21 protein-coding genes are annotated in these 22,927 nt (G+C 59.8%); 8 read left to right on the top strand and 13 right to left on the bottom strand.

What is annotated here, in order from left to right:
• Positions 1-14: 14 nt before the first annotated feature.
• The 7 genes from pstA to AC1965_RS08045 form a co-directional block, all read right to left on the bottom strand.
• A complete protein-coding gene (pstA, locus tag AC1965_RS08075) occupies positions 15-1,358 on the bottom strand; it encodes a phosphate ABC transporter permease PstA (protein WP_483886767.1) in 1,344 nt (447 codons plus the stop codon).
• Positions 1,355-2,773, bottom strand: a complete 1,419-nt coding sequence (gene pstC / locus AC1965_RS08070; RefSeq protein ID WP_483887006.1) for a phosphate ABC transporter permease subunit PstC — start codon at positions 2,771-2,773, stop codon at positions 1,355-1,357. The genes pstA and pstC overlap by 4 nt, the downstream gene beginning before the upstream one ends.
• A 149-nt stretch (positions 2,774-2,922) precedes the next feature.
• The gene (locus AC1965_RS08065) at positions 2,923-3,978 is read right to left on the bottom strand and encodes a substrate-binding domain-containing protein (protein WP_483886766.1); all 1,056 of its coding nucleotides are present in this window, start codon (positions 3,976-3,978) and stop codon (positions 2,923-2,925) included.
• Positions 3,979-4,120: 142 nt separating this feature from the next.
• The gene (locus AC1965_RS08060; protein ID WP_483886765.1) at positions 4,121-5,170 is read right to left on the bottom strand and encodes a sensor histidine kinase; all 1,050 of its coding nucleotides are present in this window, start codon (positions 5,168-5,170) and stop codon (positions 4,121-4,123) included.
• Positions 5,171-5,173: 3 nt separating this feature from the next.
• On the bottom strand, positions 5,174-5,695 hold the full coding sequence (locus AC1965_RS08055) for a gamma carbonic anhydrase family protein (RefSeq protein ID WP_483886764.1): 522 nt from the start codon (positions 5,693-5,695) through the stop codon (positions 5,174-5,176).
• Complete coding sequence (gmk, locus tag AC1965_RS08050) at positions 5,692-6,333, bottom strand: guanylate kinase (protein ID WP_483886763.1); 642 nt, start codon at positions 6,331-6,333, stop codon at positions 5,692-5,694. The genes AC1965_RS08055 and gmk overlap by 4 nt, the downstream gene beginning before the upstream one ends.
• Before the next feature lie 3 nt (positions 6,334-6,336).
• Positions 6,337-7,227 (bottom strand): YicC/YloC family endoribonuclease, encoded by an 891-nt coding sequence (locus AC1965_RS08045; protein WP_483886762.1) that lies wholly within the window; start codon positions 7,225-7,227, stop codon positions 6,337-6,339.
• 259 nt (positions 7,228-7,486) lie between these two features.
• Between AC1965_RS08045 and AC1965_RS08040 the strand changes: the two genes are divergently transcribed.
• Positions 7,487-8,194, top strand: coding sequence for a PAS domain-containing protein (locus AC1965_RS08040; RefSeq protein ID WP_483886761.1), 708 nt, complete (start codon positions 7,487-7,489; stop codon positions 8,192-8,194).
• 78 nt (positions 8,195-8,272) lie between these two features.
• Here AC1965_RS08040 and AC1965_RS08035 read toward each other — a convergent pair whose 3' ends face one another.
• On the bottom strand, positions 8,273-9,643 hold the full coding sequence (locus AC1965_RS08035) for a class II 3-deoxy-7-phosphoheptulonate synthase (protein ID WP_483886760.1): 1,371 nt from the start codon (positions 9,641-9,643) through the stop codon (positions 8,273-8,275).
• A 195-nt stretch (positions 9,644-9,838) separates the two neighbouring features.
• On the opposite strand from AC1965_RS08035, the gene AC1965_RS08030 reads away from it, so the two are divergent.
• A complete protein-coding gene (locus AC1965_RS08030; RefSeq protein WP_483886759.1) occupies positions 9,839-10,843 on the top strand; it encodes a GlxA family transcriptional regulator in 1,005 nt (334 codons plus the stop codon).
• A gap of 109 nt (positions 10,844-10,952) precedes the next feature.
• On the opposite strand, the gene AC1965_RS08025 is transcribed toward AC1965_RS08030, so the two are convergent.
• Positions 10,953-11,999 (bottom strand): PQQ-dependent sugar dehydrogenase, encoded by a 1,047-nt coding sequence (locus AC1965_RS08025; RefSeq protein ID WP_483887005.1) that lies wholly within the window; start codon positions 11,997-11,999, stop codon positions 10,953-10,955.
• Between the two features lie 233 nt (positions 12,000-12,232).
• Between AC1965_RS08025 and AC1965_RS08020 the strand changes: the two genes are divergently transcribed.
• From AC1965_RS08020 to AC1965_RS08000, 5 genes are all read left to right on the top strand, one after another.
• The gene (locus AC1965_RS08020) at positions 12,233-13,423 is read left to right on the top strand and encodes an ABC transporter substrate-binding protein (protein WP_483886758.1); all 1,191 of its coding nucleotides are present in this window, start codon (positions 12,233-12,235) and stop codon (positions 13,421-13,423) included.
• A gap of 118 nt (positions 13,424-13,541) precedes the next feature.
• Positions 13,542-14,324: an ABC transporter ATP-binding protein gene (locus AC1965_RS08015; protein ID WP_483886757.1), complete on the top strand. Its 783-nt coding sequence runs from the start codon at positions 13,542-13,544 to the stop codon at positions 14,322-14,324.
• Positions 14,321-15,142 carry an ABC transporter ATP-binding protein gene (locus AC1965_RS08010; RefSeq protein WP_483886756.1) on the top strand — a complete coding sequence of 274 codons (822 nt, stop codon included), beginning with the start codon at positions 14,321-14,323 and terminating at the stop codon, positions 15,140-15,142. Before AC1965_RS08015 ends, AC1965_RS08010 begins: the two co-directional genes overlap by 4 nt.
• 3 nt (positions 15,143-15,145) lie before the next feature.
• Positions 15,146-16,156, top strand: a complete 1,011-nt coding sequence (locus AC1965_RS08005; RefSeq protein ID WP_483886755.1) for a branched-chain amino acid ABC transporter permease — start codon at positions 15,146-15,148, stop codon at positions 16,154-16,156.
• Positions 16,153-17,457 carry a branched-chain amino acid ABC transporter permease gene (locus AC1965_RS08000; protein WP_483886754.1) on the top strand — a complete coding sequence of 435 codons (1,305 nt, stop codon included), beginning with the start codon at positions 16,153-16,155 and terminating at the stop codon, positions 17,455-17,457. Before AC1965_RS08005 ends, AC1965_RS08000 begins: the two co-directional genes overlap by 4 nt.
• Before the next feature lie 113 nt (positions 17,458-17,570).
• Here AC1965_RS08000 and AC1965_RS07995 read toward each other — a convergent pair whose 3' ends face one another.
• Positions 17,571-19,109, bottom strand: coding sequence for a helicase HerA-like domain-containing protein (locus AC1965_RS07995; RefSeq protein ID WP_483886753.1), 1,539 nt, complete (start codon positions 19,107-19,109; stop codon positions 17,571-17,573).
• A gap of 453 nt (positions 19,110-19,562) precedes the next feature.
• On the opposite strand from AC1965_RS07995, the gene AC1965_RS07990 reads away from it, so the two are divergent.
• The gene (locus AC1965_RS07990) at positions 19,563-20,231 is read left to right on the top strand and encodes an invasion associated locus B family protein (protein WP_483886752.1); all 669 of its coding nucleotides are present in this window, start codon (positions 19,563-19,565) and stop codon (positions 20,229-20,231) included.
• 71 nt (positions 20,232-20,302) lie between these two features.
• Here AC1965_RS07990 and AC1965_RS07985 read toward each other — a convergent pair whose 3' ends face one another.
• Genes AC1965_RS07985 through lpxD form a run of 3 tightly spaced genes read right to left on the bottom strand, consistent with a single transcriptional unit; the run spans position 20,303 to position 22,900 of the window.
• The gene (locus AC1965_RS07985) at positions 20,303-21,511 is read right to left on the bottom strand and encodes a beta-ketoacyl-[acyl-carrier-protein] synthase family protein (RefSeq protein WP_483886751.1); all 1,209 of its coding nucleotides are present in this window, start codon (positions 21,509-21,511) and stop codon (positions 20,303-20,305) included.
• A gap of 5 nt (positions 21,512-21,516) precedes the next feature.
• Entirely contained in the window at positions 21,517-21,774 is a 258-nt protein-coding gene (locus AC1965_RS07980) for an acyl carrier protein (RefSeq protein WP_483886750.1), read from the bottom strand.
• Positions 21,775-21,808: 34 nt separating this feature from the next.
• Positions 21,809-22,900 (bottom strand): UDP-3-O-(3-hydroxymyristoyl)glucosamine N-acyltransferase, encoded by a 1,092-nt coding sequence (gene lpxD / locus AC1965_RS07975; protein ID WP_483886749.1) that lies wholly within the window; start codon positions 22,898-22,900, stop codon positions 21,809-21,811.
• Positions 22,901-22,927: the final 27 nt, after the last annotated feature.

The raw sequence follows: 22,927 nt of genomic DNA, 5'->3' as shown, positions 1-22,927 counted from the left end.
CCCGTCCTCTGAATTTACCAGCGCCGCTCAAACCGGCGGCGCAGCAGTACGGCGATGGCGTTCATCGAGATCAGAAACACCAGCAGGATGATGATACCGCCCCAGGCCCGTTCGTAAAAGGCGGGGTCGGCGCGTTTGGCCCATTCGTAGATCTGGGCCGGCATGGCAGAGTTCGGGGACATCAACCCCGAGGCAATGCTGTCGGGGGGGTTGGAGGCGATGAAACCGACCATGCCGATCAGCAGCAGTGGTGCGGTTTCCCCCAATGCCTGCGCCAGCCCGATGATGGTCCCGGTTAGAATGCCAGGTGCGGCGAGTGGCAGGACATGATGGAACACCGATTGCATTTTCGACGCCCCTACCCCCAGCGCCGCGTCACGGATCGACGGCGGCACGGATTTCAACGAGGCGCGTGTCGAGATGATGATGGTTGGCAGGGTCATCAGCGTCAGCACCAGCCCCCCGACCAGCGGGGCGGAATTGGGCAGGTGCATGTAGTTGATAAACACGGCCAGCCCGAGGATACCGAAAACGATGGATGGCACCGCTGCGAGGTTCGAGATGTTTACCTCGATGATGTCTGTGATCCAATTCTTCGGGGCAAATTCCTCAAGATAGATCGAGGCGGCAACGCCGATGGGCAGGGCGAGCGCCAGCACCACCAACATCATGAAAAACGACCCGACCATCGCCACGCCGATACCGGCCGCCTCGGGCCGCTGGTCCGATGCGTCGCCGCCAGTAATGAAATCAAGGTTAAAGCGTTTGCGCAGGCTGCCATCCGTCACCAGGGCGTCGACCAGATCCAATTGGTCAATATTGATGTTCTTATCGTTGGCGATACTGTCGCGGGTCACACGGCCCTTGAGATAGCCGTCGACCCGGCTGTTGGTCAAAAACTCGAAGTCAACCGACGTGCCGATCAGTTCTGGGTTGGCTAGAACAAAATCACGCAGCGTGGCGGCGGCGTCCTTGGACAAGAGATCGGCCATGGCCTTGGGCTTGAGAGTTGTTTCAATCCCGGCGGCTTCAATCTTGGTTTCAAAAGCCTGCTGCATCAGAGGCGCATACCCAAAGGTCGATACCTTCTTGATCTCGTCAAGGTTGCGATTGCCGTTTTTGTCCAGCTTGGCGGCAAGCAATTGCACCGGCAGGCTGACATAGGTCTGCTGAAATGCGCCCGTGCCACGCGACACAATTGTGAACAACAGAACCATCAGCATCATCAGGCCGATCCCGATGGCCGCGACGCCGTAGAACTTGAACCGCGTCTCAGCCGCATTGCGGCGTTTCGTGCGCGCGTCTTGCACCAGCAGCGAGGCACCGCTTGGGGTGGCGAGGTTGGGGATATCGGTCATTCGTACTGCTCCCGGTATTTGCGCACGATATATAGGGCCATCACGTTCAGCCCCAGTGTCAGGACAAAAAGCGTAAGACCGAGGGCAAAGGCCACCAGCGTTTCAGGGCTTGAGAAATCGCCGTCGCCCGTCAGTTGGCTGACAATGCGGGTGGTGATTGTTGTCATGGCTTCCAACGGGTTGCCGGAAATGCGGGCAATCGCCCCTGCCCCCAGCACCACGATCATGGTCTCGCCGATGGCACGGCTGGCCGCCAGCAATACGGCGCCCACGATCCCCGGCAATGCTGCGGGGATCACCACCTGCCGAATGGTCTCCGAATGGGTAGCTCCCAGCCCGAAAGACCCGTCGCGCATCGTCTGTGGAACCGCGTTGATGATGTCATCCGACAGCGAAGAAACGAAAGGGATCAACATGATGCCCATGACCAACCCGGCCGTCAGCACCGACGTAGCCCCAGACATCCATTCTACGCCCAAGAGCCCGTCGTCACCCCGGCCAAACACTTTGACCAGCGCGGGGCCAACCGTCAGCAGGGCAAACAGACCATAAACGATGGTTGGGATACCGGCGAGGATTTCCAGCAAAGGTTTGGCAATGGCGCGCACCTTGGGCCCGGCATATTCGCTAAGGTAGATCGCGGCAAACAGCCCGATCGGCACCGCCACGATCAACGCAATGACCGAGATATAAATCGTGCCCCAAAGCAGCGGCAGGATCGACAGATCACTGTCACCACGGAAATTCGGAGCCCAAGCTGATCCGAAAAAGAAATCTTGCCAGGGGTGCAAGCGGAAGAAATTGATTGATTCAAACAACATCGACAGCACGATGCCCACGGTCGTCAGAATGGCGAGCGATGCAGCGAGGATCAAAAGGGCCTTGATGCCGCTTTCAACCATGTTGCGGGCCCGAAAATCGGCTGTGCTGCGGCGCAGGGCCAGGATCAGCCCGGCCAGCGCCAGCGCGGCCACGATAACAGTGCGCCACAAATGCCCGGTGGCGTTCAGCGTGCGGTATTTCTGCGCCGCTTTCAGCACCGCAGCGTTCACATCACCACCCAATGCCACGCCGCGCTTGGCCAGGCGGGCACGCAAATCGGTCTGTGCGTCCAGCGTCACGGCTTCGTCCCGCGTCAGCACACCGGCTGCCACGGCCCCGTCCAACCCATCGGCCAGACGGCGCACATCGCTCATTACGAGGTTGATTGAAGACCCTTCAGCGACCGCCGTGTCGGGGATCATGTCCACCACGGCGTTCTGCACGATCACCGGCTGCACCAGCAGCCAGAGAACCAGCACCAAAAGCGACGGGATCGCCACGCACATCGCAGCATTGTAGCCATAATATCCTGGCAAAGAATGAAGTTTTCGGACGTCGCCCCCGGCAGAGGCGATGGCCCTGCGGCGCGCCATCACGTATCCTAGCACGGCCAGACCTGCGACCACGATCACCAGCAGCAGCACCGATGCAGATGTCAGAATTTGTCCCACATATCCCCCAGCGGATCAAAAATAGGTGTGACCGGGGGCAGCTACCTGCCTCCGGTCACAATCGTTTTGGTTCAGGAACCGCCGCCCAGAATGGTCTCGTCAGCTACAACCGCTTGCGTGTCGGCCAACTCGGGGTCGGATACCAGACCGTATTCGGCCAAGGGGCCATCGGGGCCTGCAATCTCGTCGGCAACGAAGAATTCAGCGTATTCTTTCAGGCCAGGGATAACGCCGATATGCGCTTTCTTGACATAGAAATACAGCGGGCGTGACACCGGGTAATCGCCGGCGGCGATGCTTTCGGTCGATGGCACGACGCCGCCCATGGTGGCAACCTGAAGCTTGTCAGTGTTGTTTTCGTAAAACGCCAGGCCGAACACGCCGATACCGTCCTTGTTGCTTTCGATCCGGGCCAGCGTTTCGGTATAGTCACCGTCGATGTCCACGGATTTGCCATCGCTGCGCAGCGCGATGCACTCTTTCTCGGCGGCCTTGCCCTTGGCTTTGTCATCTTCGCCTGTTGCCACTTCGAGGAACTTTTCGAAATCACCCGTGGCTTCGCAACCGGCGAGGATCACTTTTTCCTCAAACACTTCACGTGTGCCGTGCTTGGTGCCGGGGATGAACGCCTGGATCGGCTGGGCCGGGAACGCGGGGTTCACCTGATCCCATGTGGTGTAGGGATTGGCGGTCACTTTGCCGTCGACAACCACATTGGCGCTCAGGGCTTTGTACCAATCGGTCGGGGTGAATTCAAAGGCGTTGCCCGCGATGTCAGAGGCGAACACGATGCCATCATAGCCGACGCGCACTTCGATGATGTCGGTAACACCATTCTCGGCGCAGACCGCGACTTCCTTGTCCTTGATTTTGCGGCTCGCGTTGGCCACGTCGATGGTGTTTTCACCCACGCCTTCGCAAAACCGCTTGAGACCGGCAGAGGAGCCGCCCGATTCCACGACCGGTGTCGGGAAATCAAAGTTCTCGCCAAAAGCTTCGGCGACGATGGAGGCGTAGGGCAGCACGGTGGACGAGCCTGCAACCTGCACCTGATCGCGCGCAGCGGCGGCAGTGGCAGAAACGGCGGCAATGGCCAGCGCGGATGTGGTGAGTTTTGCGAGTGACATGATGTCTCCTGTCAGTTGCGAATTGATGATCACCCCCATGGTGATCTTGCCGCCCGTCTATGGGGCCTGTGCTGAGCTTTTGTGACACGCATGTTACAGTTTTATGACAGGGGTCGCTTTGGCAAGAAAAACTGTCACAAAATCATGGCACGGCGGGTTCCAGCGGCAATATCACATGAAATTGCGCCCCCTCACCCAGCGAGCTGGTAATTTTCAGCCGTCCCCGGTGACGGTTCAGGATATGCTTGACGATGGCAAGGCCCAGCCCGGTGCCGCCGAGGGCGCGGCTGCGGTGGCTGTCGGCACGGTAGAACCGCTCGGTCAGGCGCGGCAGATGTAACGGGTCGATTCCCGGACCGTGGTCAGTGACCGTAACGCGCACGCCGGGGCCGCGCATCGCCTGATCATGGGGGTCAGTCGTCACGTCGACCTCCACCGCCCTGTCCGCGCCCCCATATTTAATCGCGTTCTCCACCAGATTGGTAAAGACCTGCAACAATTGATCGGCATCCCCCAGCACTGGCAACGCTGCGTTACCGAACCTGGCGTGAAGCGTCACGTTGTTGTCGCTGGCCAGCGGGGTCAGATTGCGCAGGGTACGCTCCAGCACATCGCGCAGGTTGACTTCCGACACCGGGCGCACGCGCTCTTCCGCTTCGACCCGGCTGAGCGACAGCAGATCACCCACCAGACGGTTCATCCGCTCGGCCTCGCCCGCCATAATGCCCAGAAACCGATCCCTGACAGCCGCGTCATCGCGTGCCGGACCGCGCAGCGTCTCGATAAAGCCCATCAGCGCCGTCAGAGGCGTGCGTAGTTCGTGGCTGACGTTGGCAACAAAATCGCGGCGCATCTGCCCGGCCTGCGCCAGATCTGTGACATCGCGAAAGCTTAACAAGGCGACACCGCTGTCCCCAACGGCGCGCAGACTGACATCATAGCTGGTGTTGTTCTCGCCCTCGCTGGCCAGAAACCGCGCCAGTTGGTCACCCTGCCCGGCAAGACATTTTTCCACCGCTTCGACCAGCGTAGGCTGGCGCAACACGGTGATGAAATGCCGCCCCAACGCGCCCTTGCCAAGCAGCGGCTCTGCCGCGGCATTCAGGGCCACGATCCTTTCGCCGCGATCAATCGCCACGCTCGGCAACGACAACGCCGCCACCAGATCCTGCAAAAGGCCGGGCTGCGCCATTGGTCAGATCGGCTCTAGGTCGCGCCGAAATCGGCGGGCGTTTTCGCTGTAATGCTTGGCGCTGGCGGTCAGCATCTGGATCGCCGCATCATCGAGCATGCGCACCACCTTGCCCGGCGCCCCCATCACAAGGCTCCCATCCGGAATCACCTTGTTTTCCGTAATCAGCGCCCCTGCCCCGATCAGGCAGTTGTTACCGATCTTGGCCCCGTTCAGAACGGTCGCGCCCATGCCGATCAGGGAATTGTCACCAATGGTGCACCCGTGCAGCATGACCTTGTGCCCGATCGTGCAGTTTTCCCCGATCGTCAGCGGAAACCCCATATCGGCGTGAAACACGCAGTTTTCCTGCACATTGCTGCCGGTCCCTACGGTGATCACCTCGTTGTCGCCACGCAGGGTCGCGCCAAACCAGACCGAACTTTCGGCGGCCAGAACCACCTTGCCGATGATATTGGCATCGGGGGCAACCCAGGCGTCTGGGTGCACATCGGGGCGGGCTGCGGCAAGGGCGTATAGGGTCATGACGGATCCTCGAATTCGGATTGCAGTTTGCGCACGTGGTCCAGCAGTTTGGGCTGTTGTGAGCGGCGAAAGCGTTCGGCGGTAATAATCGCCTTCAGGCGCGCTTCGGTATCGACCAGATCATCGTTGATCAGCACATAATCGTAACCATCCCAATGGCTGATCTCGTCCCAGCATTCCGACATACGCAGGGCGATGGTTTCGGCACTGTCCTGGCCGCGAGACACCAACCGGCGCTTTAATTCGGCAATCGAGGGCGGCAGAATGAAAATCGACAAAACGTGCTGTTTCATCGTCGAATTGCTGATTTGCTGGGCCCCCTGCCAATCAACGTCAAAAAGCACGTCGCGGCCGTTGTCGATGGCCTTTTGGACGGGTTCGCGCGGCGATCCATAGTAATTGCCGAACACGCGGGCATGTTCCAGCATGTCGCCCTGATTGACCGACGCTCGGAACTGGTCCTGAGACAAAAAGTAGTAATCCTGCGCTTCGACCTCGCCGGGCCGCGGCGCGCGGGTCGTGGCAGACACCGAGAACTGCAACGAGGCATCCCATTCGCGCAGCTTTCGTGCCAGCGTCGATTTGCCAGCCCCCGAGGGTGAGCTGAGAATGATCAGCAGGCCAAGTCGGTCACTCATGTCTTACTCCACATTCTGTACTTGCTCGCGCATCTGGTCGATGACGGCCTTCAACGCCAGCCCGACATTGGTTAACTCGGTATTCTGCGCCTTGGAGCATAGGGTGTTAGCCTCGCGGTTGAACTCCTGCATCAGGAAATCCAGCTTGCGCCCCACGGCACCGCCCTGCGCGATCAACGCCCGTGCTGCCGCGACATGCGCGGCAAGCCGGTCTATTTCTTCGGTCACGTCTGATTTAACGGCAATCAACGCCAGTTCCTGCGCCACCCGGGCCGGGTCCGCGCCCTCTGCATTGTCCATCACACGCGCCAGATTGCGGCGCAGATTAGCGGCCATCTCGTCCTTGCGGGCCACGGCCAGCGATGCAGCTTGGGCACTCAGCGCCTCGATCTCGGTCAGTTGGGCCTGCATCACCTGCGCCAATGCCGCCCCCTCGCGGACACGCATATCGTTGAAATCGTCCAGCACACTGGGGAATTCGGCCAAAAGAGTTGCTGCCAAGGCGCTACTGTCCTCATCGACCTCGCCCTGCTCAAGGATGCCGCGCATGGTGACGATATCGGTTGCTTTGGACGGTGCCAGCGACACCCCGGCATCCATTGCGCGCGCTTCGATGGTGTGCAGCGCGTCAAGCAACAGATCCAATTGATCGGTATTGACCTGCACCGCGCCACCGCCCTCGTCGCGGCTGATCCGCAGATTGCAGGTGATGTTTCCGCGCGCTGTTCCGGCGCCCAGTTGCTTGCGCAACGCCGTCTCCAGCCCGTCAATCCAATCGGGTACCCGCAGGCGCAGATCCTGCCCCTTGCCGTTGACCGACCGCAGTTCCCAGCCCCACGAATAAGGCGCCATCGCCCCGCTGGCCGACGCGAAACCTGTCATCGAACGGATCATTGGCCGTGCCCCCTGCGTGTTCAGATACGTCCTGCCTTACGGCGAATCCCCCGCAAGGGGCAAGCCCCCCGCCGCGCGTCGGGGCCGGCTGCGCGCGCTCTATCGGTTAACCAAAGGCGCGGTTTATGCACAAACCAAGGTCAAATAGGCGTATTAATGTTTTGGTAAGTATTTCGGCACGGGCTGTACGCGCCCATACGTGGCTTTGGCCGTCCGTGTCGTTGAAATGTGGCCCGCAACATAGGTAAGGCGGTCGTCGATGGACAAGTTCACCCAGAACGCGCAAAATGTAGTCTCAATGTCAGATTATCAGCCAGATACCGGCTATGCGGCTGTCGCCCAGATCGAAGCCTATTGGGAAGCGCTGCGTGGCAATCGTTTGATGCCCAAGCGGTCAGAGATCGACCCGCGCGGGATCGAACTGGCGTTGGAATATGCCTTTATCCTTGAACGCATCTCGCCCGGGGTTGCCAGAATGCGCATTGCTGGCAGCCATCTGCGCGATCTGATGGGCATGGAGGTGCGGGGCATGCCCGTCACGACGTTCTTTGTTCCCGAGGCACGGCGCGCCGTCGCGGCCACCGTCGAGAGCCTGTTTCAACTGCCCGGTCAATGCACCATGCACCTGTCGGCCCAATCTGGTCAGGGCCGCCCGCCACTGGAGGCGAGGATGCTGATCTTGCCCCTCAAAAGCGATCTGGGCGATGTCAGCCGCGCGCTGGGGTGTATCGTGTCACGCGGCGATATCGGGCATTCTCCGCGCCGTTTCTCTGTGACGCGCCAAGACCTGCGGTCAAGCATGGGCCGCACGGCCCCCCTGCCCCAACCGGTGACCCCGGCCACGGTTGATCGACCAAAGCGGCCGCTTGATATTGTTCCGGGCATGGCAGAGGCCGCGAGACGGTTTGAGGGCTCAGACGACAAACGCCGCCCCCCCTATCTGCGCCTGATCAAATCCGACGATTAACGCCGCCGCGCCCGGCTGATCCCGATACCGGCGGCCAAAGCGCGATGCCGCAGGCACAGCGCCTGCGGCATCGTTTGATCAACTGGCCGCTTGCGACATCTGTGCACCCCGGCGTGCCGAAAGCTCCTCGGCCACCAGGAATGCCAGTTCCAGCGACTGACTGGCGTTCAGACGTGGATCGCAGGCGGTGTGATAGCGATCTGACAGGTCTTCATCGCTGACCGCGCGCACACCACCGGTACATTCGGTCACATCTTGGCCTGTCATCTCGAAATGCACCCCACCCGGCACGGTGCCTTCGGCCTGATGCACGCCAAAAAATTCACGCACTTCGCGCAGCACGGAATCGAACGGCCGCGTCTTGTAGCCGGTCGAAGATTTGATCGTGTTGCCGTGCATCGCATCGCAGGTCCAGACGACGTTCGCCCCCTCTTCCTGCACCGTCTTGATCAGCTGCGGCAGATGATCACCAACGCTGCCTGCGCCAAAACGCGCAATCAGGGTAAGGCGCCCGGCTTCGTTGTCGGGGTTCAGGGTCGTCATCAGACGCTTGAGGTCTTCGCTGGTCATGGAAGGGCCGCATTTCAGACCGATGGGGTTCTGCACGCCACGGGCAAATTCGACATGCGCGCCGTCGGGCTGACGGGTGCGGTCACCGATCCAGATCATGTGGCCGGAACCGGCCAGCCATTTACCGGTCTGGCTGTCCTGACGGCACAGCGCCTCTTCGTATTCCAGCAGCAGCGATTCATGGCTGGTGTAGAATTCGACCGATTGCAACGTATGCGCGGTGTCAGAGGTAACCCCTGCCGCAGCCATGAAATCCAGCGTGTCCGAGATGCGGTTGGCAATCTCGCGGTATTTCTGCGCCTTCTCTCCGTCGGTAAAGCCCAGCGTCCAGCCATGCACTTGGTGCACGTCAGCATAACCACCCGTCGAAAACGCGCGGATCAGGTTCAGCGTCGCGGCGGCCTGCGTATAGGCGCGCAGCATCTTGGCGGGGTCCGGGATGCGGGCCGCCGGGGTGAATTCAAGCTCGTTGATGATATCGCCACGGTAACTGGGCAGTTCCACACCGTCGACCACTTCAGTCGGCGCACTGCGCGGCTTGGCAAATTGGCCCGCCATCCGGCCCAGCTTGATCACCGGCACCTTGGCACCGTGGGTCAGCACGATGGCCATCTGCAACATCACCTTAAACGTATCGCGGATGCCGTCCGAGCTGAATTGTTCAAAGCTTTCGGCGCAATCGCCGCCCTGCAACAAAAATGCCTCGCCCCGTCCGGCTGCCGCCAGGTGCTTTTTCAGACGCCGCGCTTCGCCTGCAAAGACCAGAACGGGATATCGCGCCAATTGGGCCTCAACCGCATTCAACGCTGCCTGATCGGGATAATCAGGCATCTGAATACGCGGTTTGCTGCGCCAGCTTGATTTGCTCCAGTCGTTCATAATCTCTACTCCGCTACGTTGCGCCGCATGTTGGCGCTATCGTGAACCTTTCCTATACAAAAGCATGGGCTAAGAGACCAGAACCGAAATTCGGACCCTTGACCTTGGGCCAGACGCATGAGCAAGGTTTGCGGCAAGTCTTGTCGCCTATGGCTCATGGCGACACAGTACGATCAAGAATAGAAAGATGCCGCGATGTCAGAACCGCGCCAGGCCGCCCGCACAATGCCGCAAAGCGACAAACCGCGTCGGTTTGTCTTTGTCCTGCTCGACAATTTCACACTGCTCAGCTTTGCTTCGGCAGTGGAGTGCCTGCGCATTGCCAATCGCATGGCCGGCCGTGACGCCTATTCGTGGCGCATCGTAGGCGAAAGCGGGGACACGGCGGCCAGTTCATCGGGCGCTGTGTTTGCGCTCGATGGCGACTTGGATGAGTTGACCCGCGATGACACAGTCATGATCTGCGGCGGCATTGACGTTCAGGCGGCCACCACCAAGAAACTGTTAGGCTGGTTGCGCCGCGAATCCCGCAAAGGGCTGATTGTGGGCGGGTTATGCACCGCAGCCTATACACTGGCCAAGGCCGGTCTGCTCGACGGTAAGAAAGCGACGATTTACTGGGAGAACCAGGATAGCTTTTCAGAGGAATTCGAAGAGGTGACGCTGACCAAATCGGTCTTTGTCGCCGATGGCAACCGTCTGACCACTGCTGGGGGTACATCCTCCATTGACCTGATGCTCAAGCTGATTGCCGACGATCTGGGCGAGGATCTGGCAAACGCCGTGGCCGACCAACTGATCTATTCGTCGATCCGTACCGATCAGGACACCCAGCGTCTGTCCGTGCCCACGCGGATCGGCGTGCGCCATCCCAAGCTGAGCCAGGTCATTCAGATGATGGAGACCAATATCGAAGAGCCGATCAGCCCGTCGGTCCTGGCGCGCGATGTCGGCATGTCGACGCGACAGCTGGAACGGCTGTTCCGGCGCTATCTTAACCGGTCGCCCAAAAGATACTACATGGAACTGCGCCTGCAAAAGGCCCGTAACCTGTTGATGCAGACGGATATGAGCGTGATCAACGTGGCGCTGGCCTGTGGTTTTGCCTCGCCGTCGCATTTTTCGAAATGCTACCGGGCGCATTATGACACGACGCCCTACCGCGAACGTGGGTCACATGCCGCGCGGTTGTCGATCTGACCAAGCGCCCACCTGACCAAACGCCCATTTGACCAAGTCCGCGCGCGTTGTACCACCGCAGGACCGGGGCCAGCGCCGCCAGCCCGAGGTTCATCCGGCAAGGTGAAAATCAAGGGCCGATGCGGTAAACCGTGCCGTTGGTTTCCGAAATGAACCAGATAGACCCATCAGACGCCTCGACAATATCACGTACGCGTTTTGTGGCCTCGGTCTTGATCTGTTCAACCTCCTGCAGCGGGTCACCGCTGAGACGCGAGATATAGTCAAACTTCAACGAGCCCACAAATATATCGCCGCGCCAAGCGGCAAATCCGGCACCGGAATAGATCATCAGCCCCGACGGTGCGATCGACGGGTCCCAATAGAACTGTGGCTGTTCCATTCCCGGTTTCGCCGTACCCTCACCAATCTTGAAACCTGAGTAATGTCGCCCATAGGAAATGACGGGCCAGCCATAGTTGGCACCTTTTTCAATGCGGTTCACCTCGTCACCGCCCTTGGCCCCATGCTCGGACACCCAAAGATTGCCGTTCAGGTCCAACCCCGCCCCTTGCGGATTGCGGTGACCAAAGCTCCAGATTTCCGGCAGCACCTCAGGCACCCCCAGAAACGGGTTATCGGCAGGCACACTGCCGTCGGGATTGATGCGTATGACACTGCCATTATGCCTGCTGCGGTCCTGGGCCGCCGCGCGGTCACCACGTTCACCAAGGGTCAAGAACAAGCTGCCGTCGGTCCCCTCCACCACTCGCGAGCCAAAATGCTGGCCACCCGAACTGCCCGGACGCATTTCGAAAAGCTGCACAACATCCAAGAGCTGACGCCCGTCTTCCGACAGGCGCGCCGCCGCCAGCGCCGTCCCAGACCCACCCCCACGCTGGGCTTTGGCGTAGGTCAGGAAAAGCCGCCGACTTTGTGAAAAATCACGCGCCAGTGTGATATCGAGCAAGCCGCCCTGCCCGCCGACCTCAATCTCTGGCAGGCCGGCCACCTCGACCCGTTGATCCCCCTGCACCAGCAGCAATTGCCCGGCCCTTTGCGTCACCAACACCCCACCCGACGGCAGTGGCGCGATGGCCCAAGGGGTCTCCAATCCCGCAATCACAGGTTGAATATCAGGCGGTTCCTGCGCCTGTGCCACCTGAAGCGAAATAATGATCGGGACGGCGCCAAGCAGGACTTTGGCAAAATTTTTCGGGAATCTCACGTTCATCCTCCTGATTTGCGAACTCATTTCAGTAAATGTAGGAAGCGTGGTCAAATTTTCCATCGCAACGCCCCCGCACCCCGACCGACACGCCTGACAACGGGGCAAAAATCTACTTTTCTTTTACCAGACCAGCCCCTAACCTTCGTTTTGAACATGATGTTCCAACTAGGGAGAAAACAATGAAAAAGATGCTTATGGCCACAACGGCTGCGGCTCTGCTGGCGGGCAACGCATGGGCTGATGCCCACGCTAAGGAAGTGAAACTTGGGATTGAATTCGGTTTTACCGGCCCGATTGAATCACTGACCGGCCCCATGGCTGCCGGCGCCGAATTGGCGATGAAAGAAGTGACCGACAGCGGCATGTTGCTTGATGGTGCCAAAGTTGTGTCGATCCGCGCCGATGACGGCTGCATCGACAACGGTATGGCTGTGGCCGGTGCCGAACGTCTGATCGCCGAAGGCGTCAGCGGCATCATCGGTGGCGACTGTTCTGGTGTGACTGGTGCGATCCTGCAAAACGTCGCCATTCCGAACGGCATGGTCATGATTTCGCCATCGGCCACATCACCCGGCCTGACCACAATGGAAGACAACGGCCTGTTCTTCCGTACCTCGCCATCTGACGCGCGCGAAGGCGAAGTCATGGCGGAAATTCTGACGGAGCGTGGCGTCAAATCCATCGCCCTGACCTATACCAACAACGACTATGGCAAAGGTTTGGCAGACGCGATTGAATCGTCGTTCAAAGCTGCCGGTGGTGAAGTGACCATCGTTGCCGCACACGAAGATGGCAAAGCCGACTATTCCGCCGAAATGGGCGCGCTGGCCTCGGCTGGTGGTGATCTGCTGGTTGTTGCGGGTTACCTTGACCAAGGTGGCGCTGGCATCATCAAGGCAGCGCTGGATTCGGGCGCATGGGATCAGTTTGGTCTGCCAGGCGGCATGATTGGTGACAACCTGCCCACCACCATCGGCGACGATCTGAACGGTTCTTACGGCCAAATCGCGGGTTCCGAGGGCGAAGGCATCGACAAACTTGTCGAAATGGCAGGCGATGCATTTGATGCGACCTCGCCTTACACCCCCGAAAGCTATGATGCGGCGGCGCTGTTTATGCTGGCGATGCAGGCGGCAAACTCCACCGATCCGGCAGAGTACAAGGAAAAGATCCTCGAAGTGGCCAACGCGCCCGGCGAGAAAATCTATCCCGGTGAGCTTGGCAAAGCGCTTGAGCTGCTCAAAGCAGGCACTGACATCGATTACGTCGGCGCCTCTGCGGTCGAGCTGATCGGCCCAGGTGAATCTGCAGGCACCTACCGCATGATCGAAGTCAAAGACGGCAAGAACGAAACCATCGGTTTCAAGTAAATCCGTCGCGACAGCGATATGAGACAGACAATACAGCCCGGAGCAATCCGGGCTGAATTGCTACATAAAGATCAAAAAACAGATCCGCCACATTGCTGGCAGACACGGGGATGGACATATGATCGTCGTTCACGACGTACACAAACACTTCGGCGGGTTTCACGCCGTTGACGGGGCAAGCCTGTCAATCGAAAAGGGGTCGATCACGGGGTTGATCGGGCCAAACGGGGCGGGAAAGACCACTCTTTTCAACGTAATCGCTGGCGTTCTTAAACCGACTTCCGGGCGTGTGACCATGGACGGCGAAGACATCACCGGCCTGCCCCCGCACGAGTTGTTTCACAAAGGACTGCTGCGCACCTTCCAAATCGCACATGAATTTTCGTCGATGACATGCCGCGAAAACCTGATGATGGTGCCGGGCAACCAATCGGGCGAGACCCTGTGGAACACTTGGTTTGGCGCCAAACGCATCGCCGACGAGGAACGCGCGCTGGCGGCCAAGGCCGACGAGGTGCTGGAATTTCTGACCATTGAACATCTGGCCGACCAGAAGGCGGGCCAAATCTCGGGCGGGCAGAAAAAACTGCTGGAACTGGGGCGCACCATGATGGTGGACGCCAAGATCGTGTTCTTGGACGAAGTAGGCGCCGGCGTGAACCGCACCCTGCTCAACACCATCGGTGACGCGATCATTCGCCTGAACAAAGAACGCAATTATACCTTTGTCGTGATTGAACATGACATGGATTTCATCGGCCGCCTCTGCGATCCGGTGATCTGCATGGCCGAAGGTCACGTGCTGGCTCAGGGCACGCTGGACGAGATCAAGGCAAACGAACAGGTGATCGAGGCGTACCTCGGCACCGGTCTCAAGAACAAATCAAAGGTGGGCGCATGAGCAGTGATCCTTACGGCGACCGCGGCAACAAAGATGTGTCGATCGCCAACCCCAAAGGCATGGGCAGCGTAATGCCCAAGGCCAGCGGCAAATCCTTTCCCGCCCCCGGTGGCCCTTTCTTGATCGGTGACAGCATGACGGCGGGCTACGGCAACGGCCCCGATATCTTGCATGATTGCACCATTGCGGTGGAAAAGGGTGAAATCGCCGTCATCGTCGGCCCCAATGGCGCGGGCAAATCGACGGGCATGAAGGCCGTGTTCGGCATGCTCGATATGCGCAAGGGCCATGTGCGGCTTGATGGTGAAGACATCACACATCTGTCGCCGCAAGACCGCGTGGCCAAGGGTATGGGGTTCGTGCCGCAGACGTCCAACATCTTTACCTCGATGACAGTCGAGGAAAATCTGGAGATGGGCGCCTTTATCCGCCGCGACGATTTCCGCGATACGCTGGCGCAGGTCTATGACCTGTTTCCGATCCTCAAGGACAAACGGCTACAGGCCGCGGGCGAATTGTCAGGCGGCCAGCGTCAGCAGGTTGCCGTGGGTCGCGCCCTGATGACGCAGCCCAAGGTTTTGATGCTGGATGAACCCACCGCCGGGGTCAGCCCCATCGTGATGGATGAACTTTTTGACCGCATCATCGAGGTGGCCCGCACCGGCATCCCGATCCTGATGGTCGAACAGAACGCCCGCCAAGCGCTTGAAATCGCGGACAAAGGGTTTGTCCTGGTACAAGGCGCGAATGCATTTACCGGGACTGGCAAGGAATTGCTGAACGATCCCGAAGTGCGCAAATCTTTCTTGGGGGGCTGATCAATGGACCTACTCAACGCATTCATTACCCTCGCCAACTACGTTCTGATCCCCGGCATCGCCTATGGATCACAGCTGGCCCTCGGCGCGCTTGGGGTGACGCTGGTTTACGGCATTCTGCGGTTTTCCAACTTTGCCCATGGCGACACGATGGCGCTGGGGGCGATGTCCACGGTGCTGATCACCTGGTGGTTCCAGTCGATGGGGATCAGCCTGGGTGTGCTGCCCACGGCCCTCTTGGCCCTGCCGTTTGGTATCGCCTTTACCTGTCTTTTGCTGCTGGGCACGGACCGCGTGGTGTACAAATTCTACCGGGTGCAAAAGGCCAAACCGGTGATCCTCGTAATTGTGTCACTGGGCGTCACCTTTATCTACAACGGCATTACCCGCTTTATCATCGGCGCGGATGACCAGAATTTCCTCGATGGTGAACGCTTTATCATCTCGGCCCGCACTTTTAAGGAAATGACGGGGCTCGAGGAAGGTCTGGCATTCAAAACCACCCAAGCCATCACCATCGTGACCGCGATTATCGTGGTGGCGCTGCTGTTTTGGTTCCTCAACAAGACACGGTCGGGCAAATCCATGCGCGCCTATTCCGATAACGAGGATCTGGCGCTGCTGTCGGGCATCAATCCCGAACGTGTGGTGATGATCACCTGGCTGATCGTCGCCGCCCTCGCCACAACCGCAGGTGTGCTCTACGGGCTTGATAAATCCTTCAAACCTTTCACCTATTTCCAACTGTTGCTGCCGATTTTCGCCAGCGCCATCGTGGGCGGCCTTGGCAACCCGGTAGGTGCCATCGCGGGCGGCTTTGTGATCGCCTTTTCCGAAGTCACGATCACCTATGCGTGGAAAAAGGTGCTCGGCTACGTCATGCCCGACGGCATGGGGCCTGACGGCCTCGTGCAGTTGATGAGCACGGATTACAAATTCGCGGTCAGCTTTGTCATTCTCCTGATTGTGCTGCTGATCAAGCCCACAGGCCTGTTCAAGGGGCAGTCGACATGAACCACATATTGAAAAATACAATCCTCTTTGCCGTTATCGCGGTGATGATTATCTATGTCGGTGTCACCAGCAGTTGGAACTCCGCGTTGCTGATCATCGCGATGGGGTTGATTTCATCAATCATGGCGCTTGGGGTGAATCTGCAATGGGGTTTTGCCGGCCTGTTTAACGTGGGCATCATGGGCTTTGTCGCCCTTGGTGGCTTGGCAGCGGTCTTGATCGGTATGCCCCCCACCGAAGGCGCCTGGGCGGCCGGTGGTTTCGGTATTGTTGGCGCCCTGCTTTTGGGGGCCGGCACGGTTGTTGTGGCCGTTGTGCTGATGAAACGGATGAAGGGCGGCACGGTTCGCAACCTCACGGTGGTTGCCGTGCTGATTGTCGGCTTCTTCGCGTTTCGCGCCCTGCTTGACCCGTCGGTATCGGCGGTCGAGGCGATCAATCCTGCACAGACTGGTTATCTTGGCGGGTTGGGGCTGCCGGTTCTGTTGGCCTGGCCGGTTGGAGGGCTCTTTGCCGCTGCCGCGGCTTGGCTGATCGGCAAAACCGCCTTGGGCCTGCGGTCGGATTACCTGGCCATCGCCACACTGGGCATTGCCGAAATCATCATCGCGATCCTCAAGAACGAAGACTGGCTAACCCGCGGCGTGAAGAACGTGATCGGCGTGCCGCGCCCCGTGCCCTACGAAATCGACCTGCAAAACAGCGCGTCCTTTGTGGAAACGGCTGCTGGCTTTGGCTTTAACCCGGTCGAAGCGTCGACGCTCTGGGTCAAGGTGCTGTATATCGGCCTCTTTGGTGTCGTGCTGCTGCTGCTCTTGTGGATGAGCCAACGCGCGCTGCATTCGCCCTGGGGCCGCATGTTGCGCGCGATCCGCGACAACGAAGTGGCCGCCGAAGCCATGGGCAAGGATGTCACCGCACGGCACCTGCAAGTCTTCATCCTCGGCTCTGCCATCTGCGGCATCGCCGGTGCGATGATGACCACGATGGACAGCCAGCTAACACCCGGCACTTACCAGCCGCTGCGCTTTACCTTCCTTGTCTGGGTGATGGTGATCGTTGGCGGATCGGGCAATAACTTTGGGGCGGTCCTGGGCGGCTTCCTGATCTGGTTCCTGTGGGTGCAGGTCGAACCAATGGGCCTGTGGCTGATGAACCTGATCACGGCAGGCATGGCCGATGGCTCTGCGCTAAAGGATCACCTGATCGACAGCGCCGCCCATATGCGGCTGATGACGATGGGGCTGGTGCTGCTGCTGGTGCTGCGGTTCAGTCCGCGCGGGTTGATCCCAGAGCGGTGACGCACCCGCGCCGCAACGCGCATGACTTGAGACCAAAAAAGGGGCGCGGGAGAAATCCCGCGCCCCTTGTCCATGTCAACGGCCCTTGTCTATGTTAACGCCCCTTGTCCGGGTCAACGGCCCTTGAACAGACCGCCCAGAATACCGCGCACGATGCGTCGGCCTGTGGTGCCTTTCAACTCCTTCATCACAACGCTGGCGATGGCACCGCCAAAGCCGTCAGAGCTGTCTTTCTTGGTGCGGCGGCTGGTGCTGCGCGCCCCGCCATAGCGGCGGGCCTTCTGAAACTCGCGCTGCGCCTCTTCCTCGGCGTCGATCTTGGCCTCGGCGGCTTCGGCTTCCTTTGCCGCAGCCTCGGCGCGGGCCTTGAGCATCTCAAACGCTGACTCGCGGTCCTGCATGGCATCGTATTTCCCGGCCATATCCGATGCCGCCAAAACCGCAGCGCGTTCTTGCACCGTGATCGGCCCCAATTGCGAAGACGGCGGTCTGATCAATGTGCGCTCCACGATCCCGGGCACGCCCTTCTTTTGCAAAAAGGACGTCACCGCCTCGCCCACACCCACCTCGCGGATCGCCTCTTCGGTGTCGAAACGCGGGTTCTCGCGATAGGTCTGTGCGGCCATGCGCAATTCCTTGCGGTCCTTCGCGGTAAAGGCGCGCAGCGCGTGCTGTACCCGGTTGCCAAGCTGGCCCAGAATATCCTCCGGCACATCTGCCGGGTTCTGCGTGATGAAATAAACGCCTACACCCTTGGACCGGATCAGCCGCGCCACCTGTTCCACCTTATCGACCAACGCCTTGGGGGCGTCATCGAACAACAGATGCGCCTCGTCGAAAAAGAACACCAGCTTGGGTTTGTCGGGGTCACCGACCTCTGGCAGGTCCTCGAACAATTCCGACAGCAACCACAGCAGGAACGTGGCATATAGCTTGGGCGAGGCCATCAGTTGATCTGCCGCCAGGATGTTGATCCTGCCCCGGCCATCGGCATCGGTACGCATCAGGTCCGACAGCGCCAGCGCCGGCTCGCCAAATAGCTCGGCAGCACCTTGGTTCTCCAACACCAAAAGCCGTCGCTGAATGGTGCCGACAGACGCCGGGGATACATTGCCATAGCGCAGTGACAGATCCTTGGCGTTTTCGCCGACCCAGACCAGAAGCGCCTGCAAATCCTTCAGATCCAGCAGCGGCAGCCCGTCTTCATCCGCCACACGGAACACGATATTCAAAATGCCTTCCTGCGCCTCGCTGAGGTCCAGCAATTGCGACAGCAGCAGCGGGCCCATCTCTGATACGGTGGTGCGCACCGGGTGGCCCTGTTTGCCAAACAAATCCCAAAAGGTAACCGGAAAGGCCTCGTAGCGGTAATCGGTGAACCCGATCTTTTCCGCACGTTCTGTAAATGGCACATGCAGCTTGCCCTCGGCGCTGCCGGCTTTGGCCAGACCCGACAGGTCTCCCTTTACGTCAGACAGAAATACCGGCACCCCGGCGTTGGCAAAACCTTCGGCCAGAATTTGCAGTGTCACGGTCTTGCCCGTGCCGGTCGCCCCGGCAATCAGACCGTGCCGGTTGGCATAGCCCAAAGGCAGAAATTGCTGTGTGGCGTAGTCTTCACCACCGCCGCCTATAAAGATGTCATTGCTCACGAAAGGCCCTTTTTCAGTAAAATTCGATAATGTCCGTTCCGTTCGAGCATACAAACTTAACCTTTGCGCGCCATAGTCATTGTTATTCCGCGCCGACATGTCCTCCTGGCGCGGATGACTTCCTCCCTGTCAGACTGGCCGCGCCTTAGGGTGCGGCCCTTTTTTCACGACTTTGGATCATGGCGTGAAAGAGGGCTGAAATGTCGCATTTTTCCGGTTGACCGGCATCGCGCGCTTGCCGTAACGTGGCGCTAATAAGTCGGCCCAGTCCGACGGGGAGAACGAATAGAAAGGGGCAGCGCCATGCCCCTTTTTGTGGCCGATCATGCAGGTCGATCTGCGGGCCGTATCGGCATGAAATCGCGTGTCATTCCTATAAATCAAGGCCATGACCGCTGACATCTGGATGTTGGCGTGGTAGAGGGCGACTAACGAAACCAACGTGGATTTGACATGACCAAGTTTATGACCGCCCTGCCGCTGTGTGCTGCACTTGCATTGATGGCGCCCATGGCAGCCTTTGCGCAAACGGCGACGACCGAAACCACCCCAACCGCCCCCACAACTACCGACGCAGCAGAACCCAAGCCACAGGCCGGCGCCAGCGGTACCGCCGCCGAGGTCGAAGAGCAGCTGAGCCTTGGCGAAGATGCGGACAAGGACCCGGAACTGGGCAAACCCTATACCAAGGAAGTGATCGGCGCCTGGGAAATGCGCTGCATCAAGACCGGCGAAGAGGTTGACCCCTGCCAGATGTATCAATTGCTGGACGATGGCGAAGGCGCCCCCGTTGCAGAAGTCTCGCTGTTCCGTCTGCCCGCAGGTGGCAAGGCCGAAGCAGGGGCTACGATCGTTGTACCGCTTGAAACCGCCCTGCCCGCGCAACTGACAATCGCTGTCGATGGTGGCAAGGCCCGCCGCTATCCCTATGCCTTCTGCAACCCGGTTGGCTGTTACGTACGCCTGGGCCTAACGGCCGCGGATGTCGCCGCGTTCAAACGTGGCAAGGCGGCGGTGATCACCATCGTGCCTGCACTGGCACCCGATCAGAAAGTTGAACTGGCGCTGTCGCTGGACGGCTTTACCGGCAGCTATGACAAGGTATCGGTGATCGAGCAGTAAATCCTGCCGCGATACCAGATTTGAAACGCCGCCCCTGTCCGGGGGCGGCGTTTTGCATTCTGCGGCGTTGATCAGATTTTGCGCAGCGCAATCACGGCGTTCATCCCACCAAAGGCAAAGGCATTGCTGAGGGCGACCGTCACCTTGGCGTCACGCGCCTCATTGGGAACCACATCCAACGCACATTCAGGATCGGGTTCTTCATAGCCGATGGTCGGCGCGATCACCCCGTCCCGCAGCGCCATGATACAGGCCAGCAATTCCACCGCGCCCGTCCCCCCGATCAGATGCCCGTGCATGGATTTGGTCGACGAGATCATCAACCGGTCCGCATGGGGTCCGAACACATCGGCCACCGCCGCGCATTCGGTCTTGTCATTGGCCGCAGTTCCGGTGCCATGGGCGTTAATATAGCCGACCTCGTCGCGGTTGATCCCGGCATCGGACAGCGCCCCCGCCATCGCCCGCGCGGCCCCTGCCTTGGACGGCATCACGATGTCGCTGGCGTCCGACGACATGGCAAAACCCGCCACCTCGCACAGAATTTCCGCGCCGCGTTTCTTGGCGTGTTCATATTCTTCGAACACAAAAACCCCCGCGCCCTCGCCCTGCACCATGCCGTTGCGATTGGCCGAAAACGGGCGGCAGGCATCACGGCTCATCACACGCAGCCCTTCCCAGGCCTTGACCCCGCCAAAGCACAGCATGGATTCAGAGCCCCCCGTCACCATCGCGGGCGCCATGCCGGACCGCACCATCGAAAACGCCTGCGCCATCGCATGATTGGACGACGCACAGGCGGTGGACACGGTAAATGACGGACCCTTGAGGTTGTATTCCATGCTGACATGGGCGGCGGCGGCGTTGTTCATCAGTTTGGGGACCACAAAGGGATGCACCCGGTTTTTGCCTTCTTCGTACACAGCGCGGTAATTGTCGTCCCAGGTCGACACACCACCGCCCGCCGTGCCGAGTACGACCCCCGACCGCGCCGACAGATCCCCGTGAAAGCTGAGACCTGATTGTCCAATCGCCTCCTGTGCGGCGGCAAGGGTGAATTGGGTGTAGCGGTCATAAAGCGCCATCTGCTGACGATTGTAGCGGCCTTGCGCCTCGAAACCGCGCACCTGCCCGCCAATCTGGATCGACAGACGCTCCACATCGCGGAACTCCAACTGCCCGATGCCGCAGGTGCCGACCTGCATGGCGGCCATCGTGTCAGCCACCGAATGGCCCAATGCGTTGATGGTGCCAGCGCCGGTGATGACCACACGTTTCATGACGGCTATCCCTGTTCGGCTTTCAGCCGTTCAATGCCCGCGACAATGCTGGCCACGGTCGAGATATCGAAATCCGATTCCGCCGGGTTGTTGGCGTTGAAGGGCACTGAAATGTCAAAGGTCTCTTCGATGGCAAAGATGCTTTCAACCAGCCCAAGGCTGTCGATGCCGAGGCTTTCCAACGTGCTGTCCATCGCGACGTCCTCAGGTTCCAGCACCGCCTGTTCCGCAATAATCGCGATCACCTGATCCTTGATGCTCATCCGGCAAACTCCCAAAGGTTCGGTTGCGCAAGGCTTAGCCACCCTTGTCGGATTCGGAAACCGCCTTTTTCAACTTTGCCACATCGCGCAGCAAACCGGGCAAACGCCGCAGGGCCTTGTAGATGTCCATCTGCCGGTCCATCTGTGTCGCGGGATAGCCCAGCATGGTGCGGCCCGCAGGCACGTTCGACAAAATGACCGTGCCACCGCCCGCAATCACACCGTCACCGATAAAGATATTGTCGCTGACACCCACTTGGCCGCCCAGCACCACGTTGTCGCCCACCTGTGATGACCCGCCAACGCCACATTGCCCACACAGCAGGCAATTGCGCCCGACGCGGGCGTTGTGACCAATGTGGACCAAGTTGTCGATCTTGGTGCCGCTGCCGACCGATGTGTCGCGCACAGTGCCGTTGTCGATGGTCGACCCCATGCCCATTTCGACGTCATCGCCAATGCTGACCGCGCCCAGCGAATGAATACGTGTCCAGGGCTGCGCCTGGGTATCGCCCCGATCGCCCAGCGTCTTGCGCGCGGCCTCGACGGTGCTCAGCTCTGCCGTGACAAAGGAAAATCCGTCACCGCCGAGGCGCACACCCGACTGCGCAATGAACCTTGCCCCAATGCTGACGCGCGCGCCGATGCTGACGTGTTCGCGCAAAAAGGCGTCCGGCCCGATCTGCGCATCAACACCGATGAAACACAAAGGCCCGATGACACTGCCCGCGCCGATTTTGGCCCCGGCTGAAATCACTGCCAGCGGCCCGACCGACACATCAGGCCCCAGCTGTGCATCCGGGTCGATCACCGCGCTGGGGTGAATACCGGGGGCAAAGCCCTGGCCCTTGTCCAGCATCTTGGTAACACCCGACAGCGCATATCGTGGACGCGGCGGCAGAATGGCGGCCTTCAGGCCAAGCGCCTGCCAATCCGCCCCTTCCCACAGCATCGCAACCTGCGCGCCACCTTGCGACAGTTCGCTGGCATATTTCGGGTCCATCGCGATCGCCAACTCATCCGGCTTGGCGCTTGCTGGCTCTGCCACACCGGCCACCCGCACCCCAAGATCGCCCTCAGCGACGGCGCCAACGGCTTCAGCAATCTGTTTGACGGTATATGCCATGTCGGCCCCCCGGTTGATCCGGGGCCA

The sequence above is a fragment of the Sulfitobacter sp. KMM 9851 genome, from assembly GCF_057178245.1.
The sequence above is the reverse complement of the archived record's forward strand: the minus strand, read 5'-3'. Positions and strand labels throughout refer to the sequence as shown.

Excerpts from the sequence above, each read along its gene's own strand:
- pstA (WP_483886767.1), bottom strand. The coding sequence starts at position 1,358 with ATGACCGATATCCCCAACCTCGCCACCCCAAGCGGTGCCTCGCTGCTG.
- pstC (WP_483887006.1), bottom strand. The coding sequence starts at position 2,773 with ATGGCGCGCCGCAGGGCCATCGCCTCTGCCGGGGGCGACGTCCGAAAA.
- AC1965_RS08065 (WP_483886766.1), bottom strand. The coding sequence starts at position 3,978 with ATGTCACTCGCAAAACTCACCACATCCGCGCTGGCCATTGCCGCCGTT.
- AC1965_RS08060 (WP_483886765.1), bottom strand. The coding sequence starts at position 5,170 with ATGGCGCAGCCCGGCCTTTTGCAGGATCTGGTGGCGGCGTTGTCGTTG.
- AC1965_RS08055 (WP_483886764.1), bottom strand. The coding sequence starts at position 5,695 with ATGACCCTATACGCCCTTGCCGCAGCCCGCCCCGATGTGCACCCAGAC.
- gmk (WP_483886763.1), bottom strand. The coding sequence starts at position 6,333 with ATGAGTGACCGACTTGGCCTGCTGATCATTCTCAGCTCACCCTCGGGG.
- AC1965_RS08045 (WP_483886762.1), bottom strand. The coding sequence starts at position 7,227 with ATGATCCGTTCGATGACAGGTTTCGCGTCGGCCAGCGGGGCGATGGCG.
- AC1965_RS08040 (WP_483886761.1), top strand. The coding sequence starts at position 7,487 with ATGGACAAGTTCACCCAGAACGCGCAAAATGTAGTCTCAATGTCAGAT.
- AC1965_RS08035 (WP_483886760.1), bottom strand. The coding sequence starts at position 9,643 with ATGAACGACTGGAGCAAATCAAGCTGGCGCAGCAAACCGCGTATTCAG.
- AC1965_RS08030 (WP_483886759.1), top strand. The coding sequence starts at position 9,839 with ATGTCAGAACCGCGCCAGGCCGCCCGCACAATGCCGCAAAGCGACAAA.
- AC1965_RS08020 (WP_483886758.1), top strand. The coding sequence starts at position 12,233 with ATGAAAAAGATGCTTATGGCCACAACGGCTGCGGCTCTGCTGGCGGGC.
- AC1965_RS08015 (WP_483886757.1), top strand. The coding sequence starts at position 13,542 with ATGATCGTCGTTCACGACGTACACAAACACTTCGGCGGGTTTCACGCC.
- AC1965_RS08010 (WP_483886756.1), top strand. The coding sequence starts at position 14,321 with ATGAGCAGTGATCCTTACGGCGACCGCGGCAACAAAGATGTGTCGATC.
- AC1965_RS08005 (WP_483886755.1), top strand. The coding sequence starts at position 15,146 with ATGGACCTACTCAACGCATTCATTACCCTCGCCAACTACGTTCTGATC.
- AC1965_RS08000 (WP_483886754.1), top strand. The coding sequence starts at position 16,153 with ATGAACCACATATTGAAAAATACAATCCTCTTTGCCGTTATCGCGGTG.
- AC1965_RS07990 (WP_483886752.1), top strand. The coding sequence starts at position 19,563 with ATGACCAAGTTTATGACCGCCCTGCCGCTGTGTGCTGCACTTGCATTG.
- AC1965_RS07985 (WP_483886751.1), bottom strand. The coding sequence starts at position 21,511 with ATGAAACGTGTGGTCATCACCGGCGCTGGCACCATCAACGCATTGGGC.
- AC1965_RS07980 (WP_483886750.1), bottom strand. The coding sequence starts at position 21,774 with ATGAGCATCAAGGATCAGGTGATCGCGATTATTGCGGAACAGGCGGTG.
- lpxD (WP_483886749.1), bottom strand. The coding sequence starts at position 22,900 with ATGGCATATACCGTCAAACAGATTGCTGAAGCCGTTGGCGCCGTCGCT.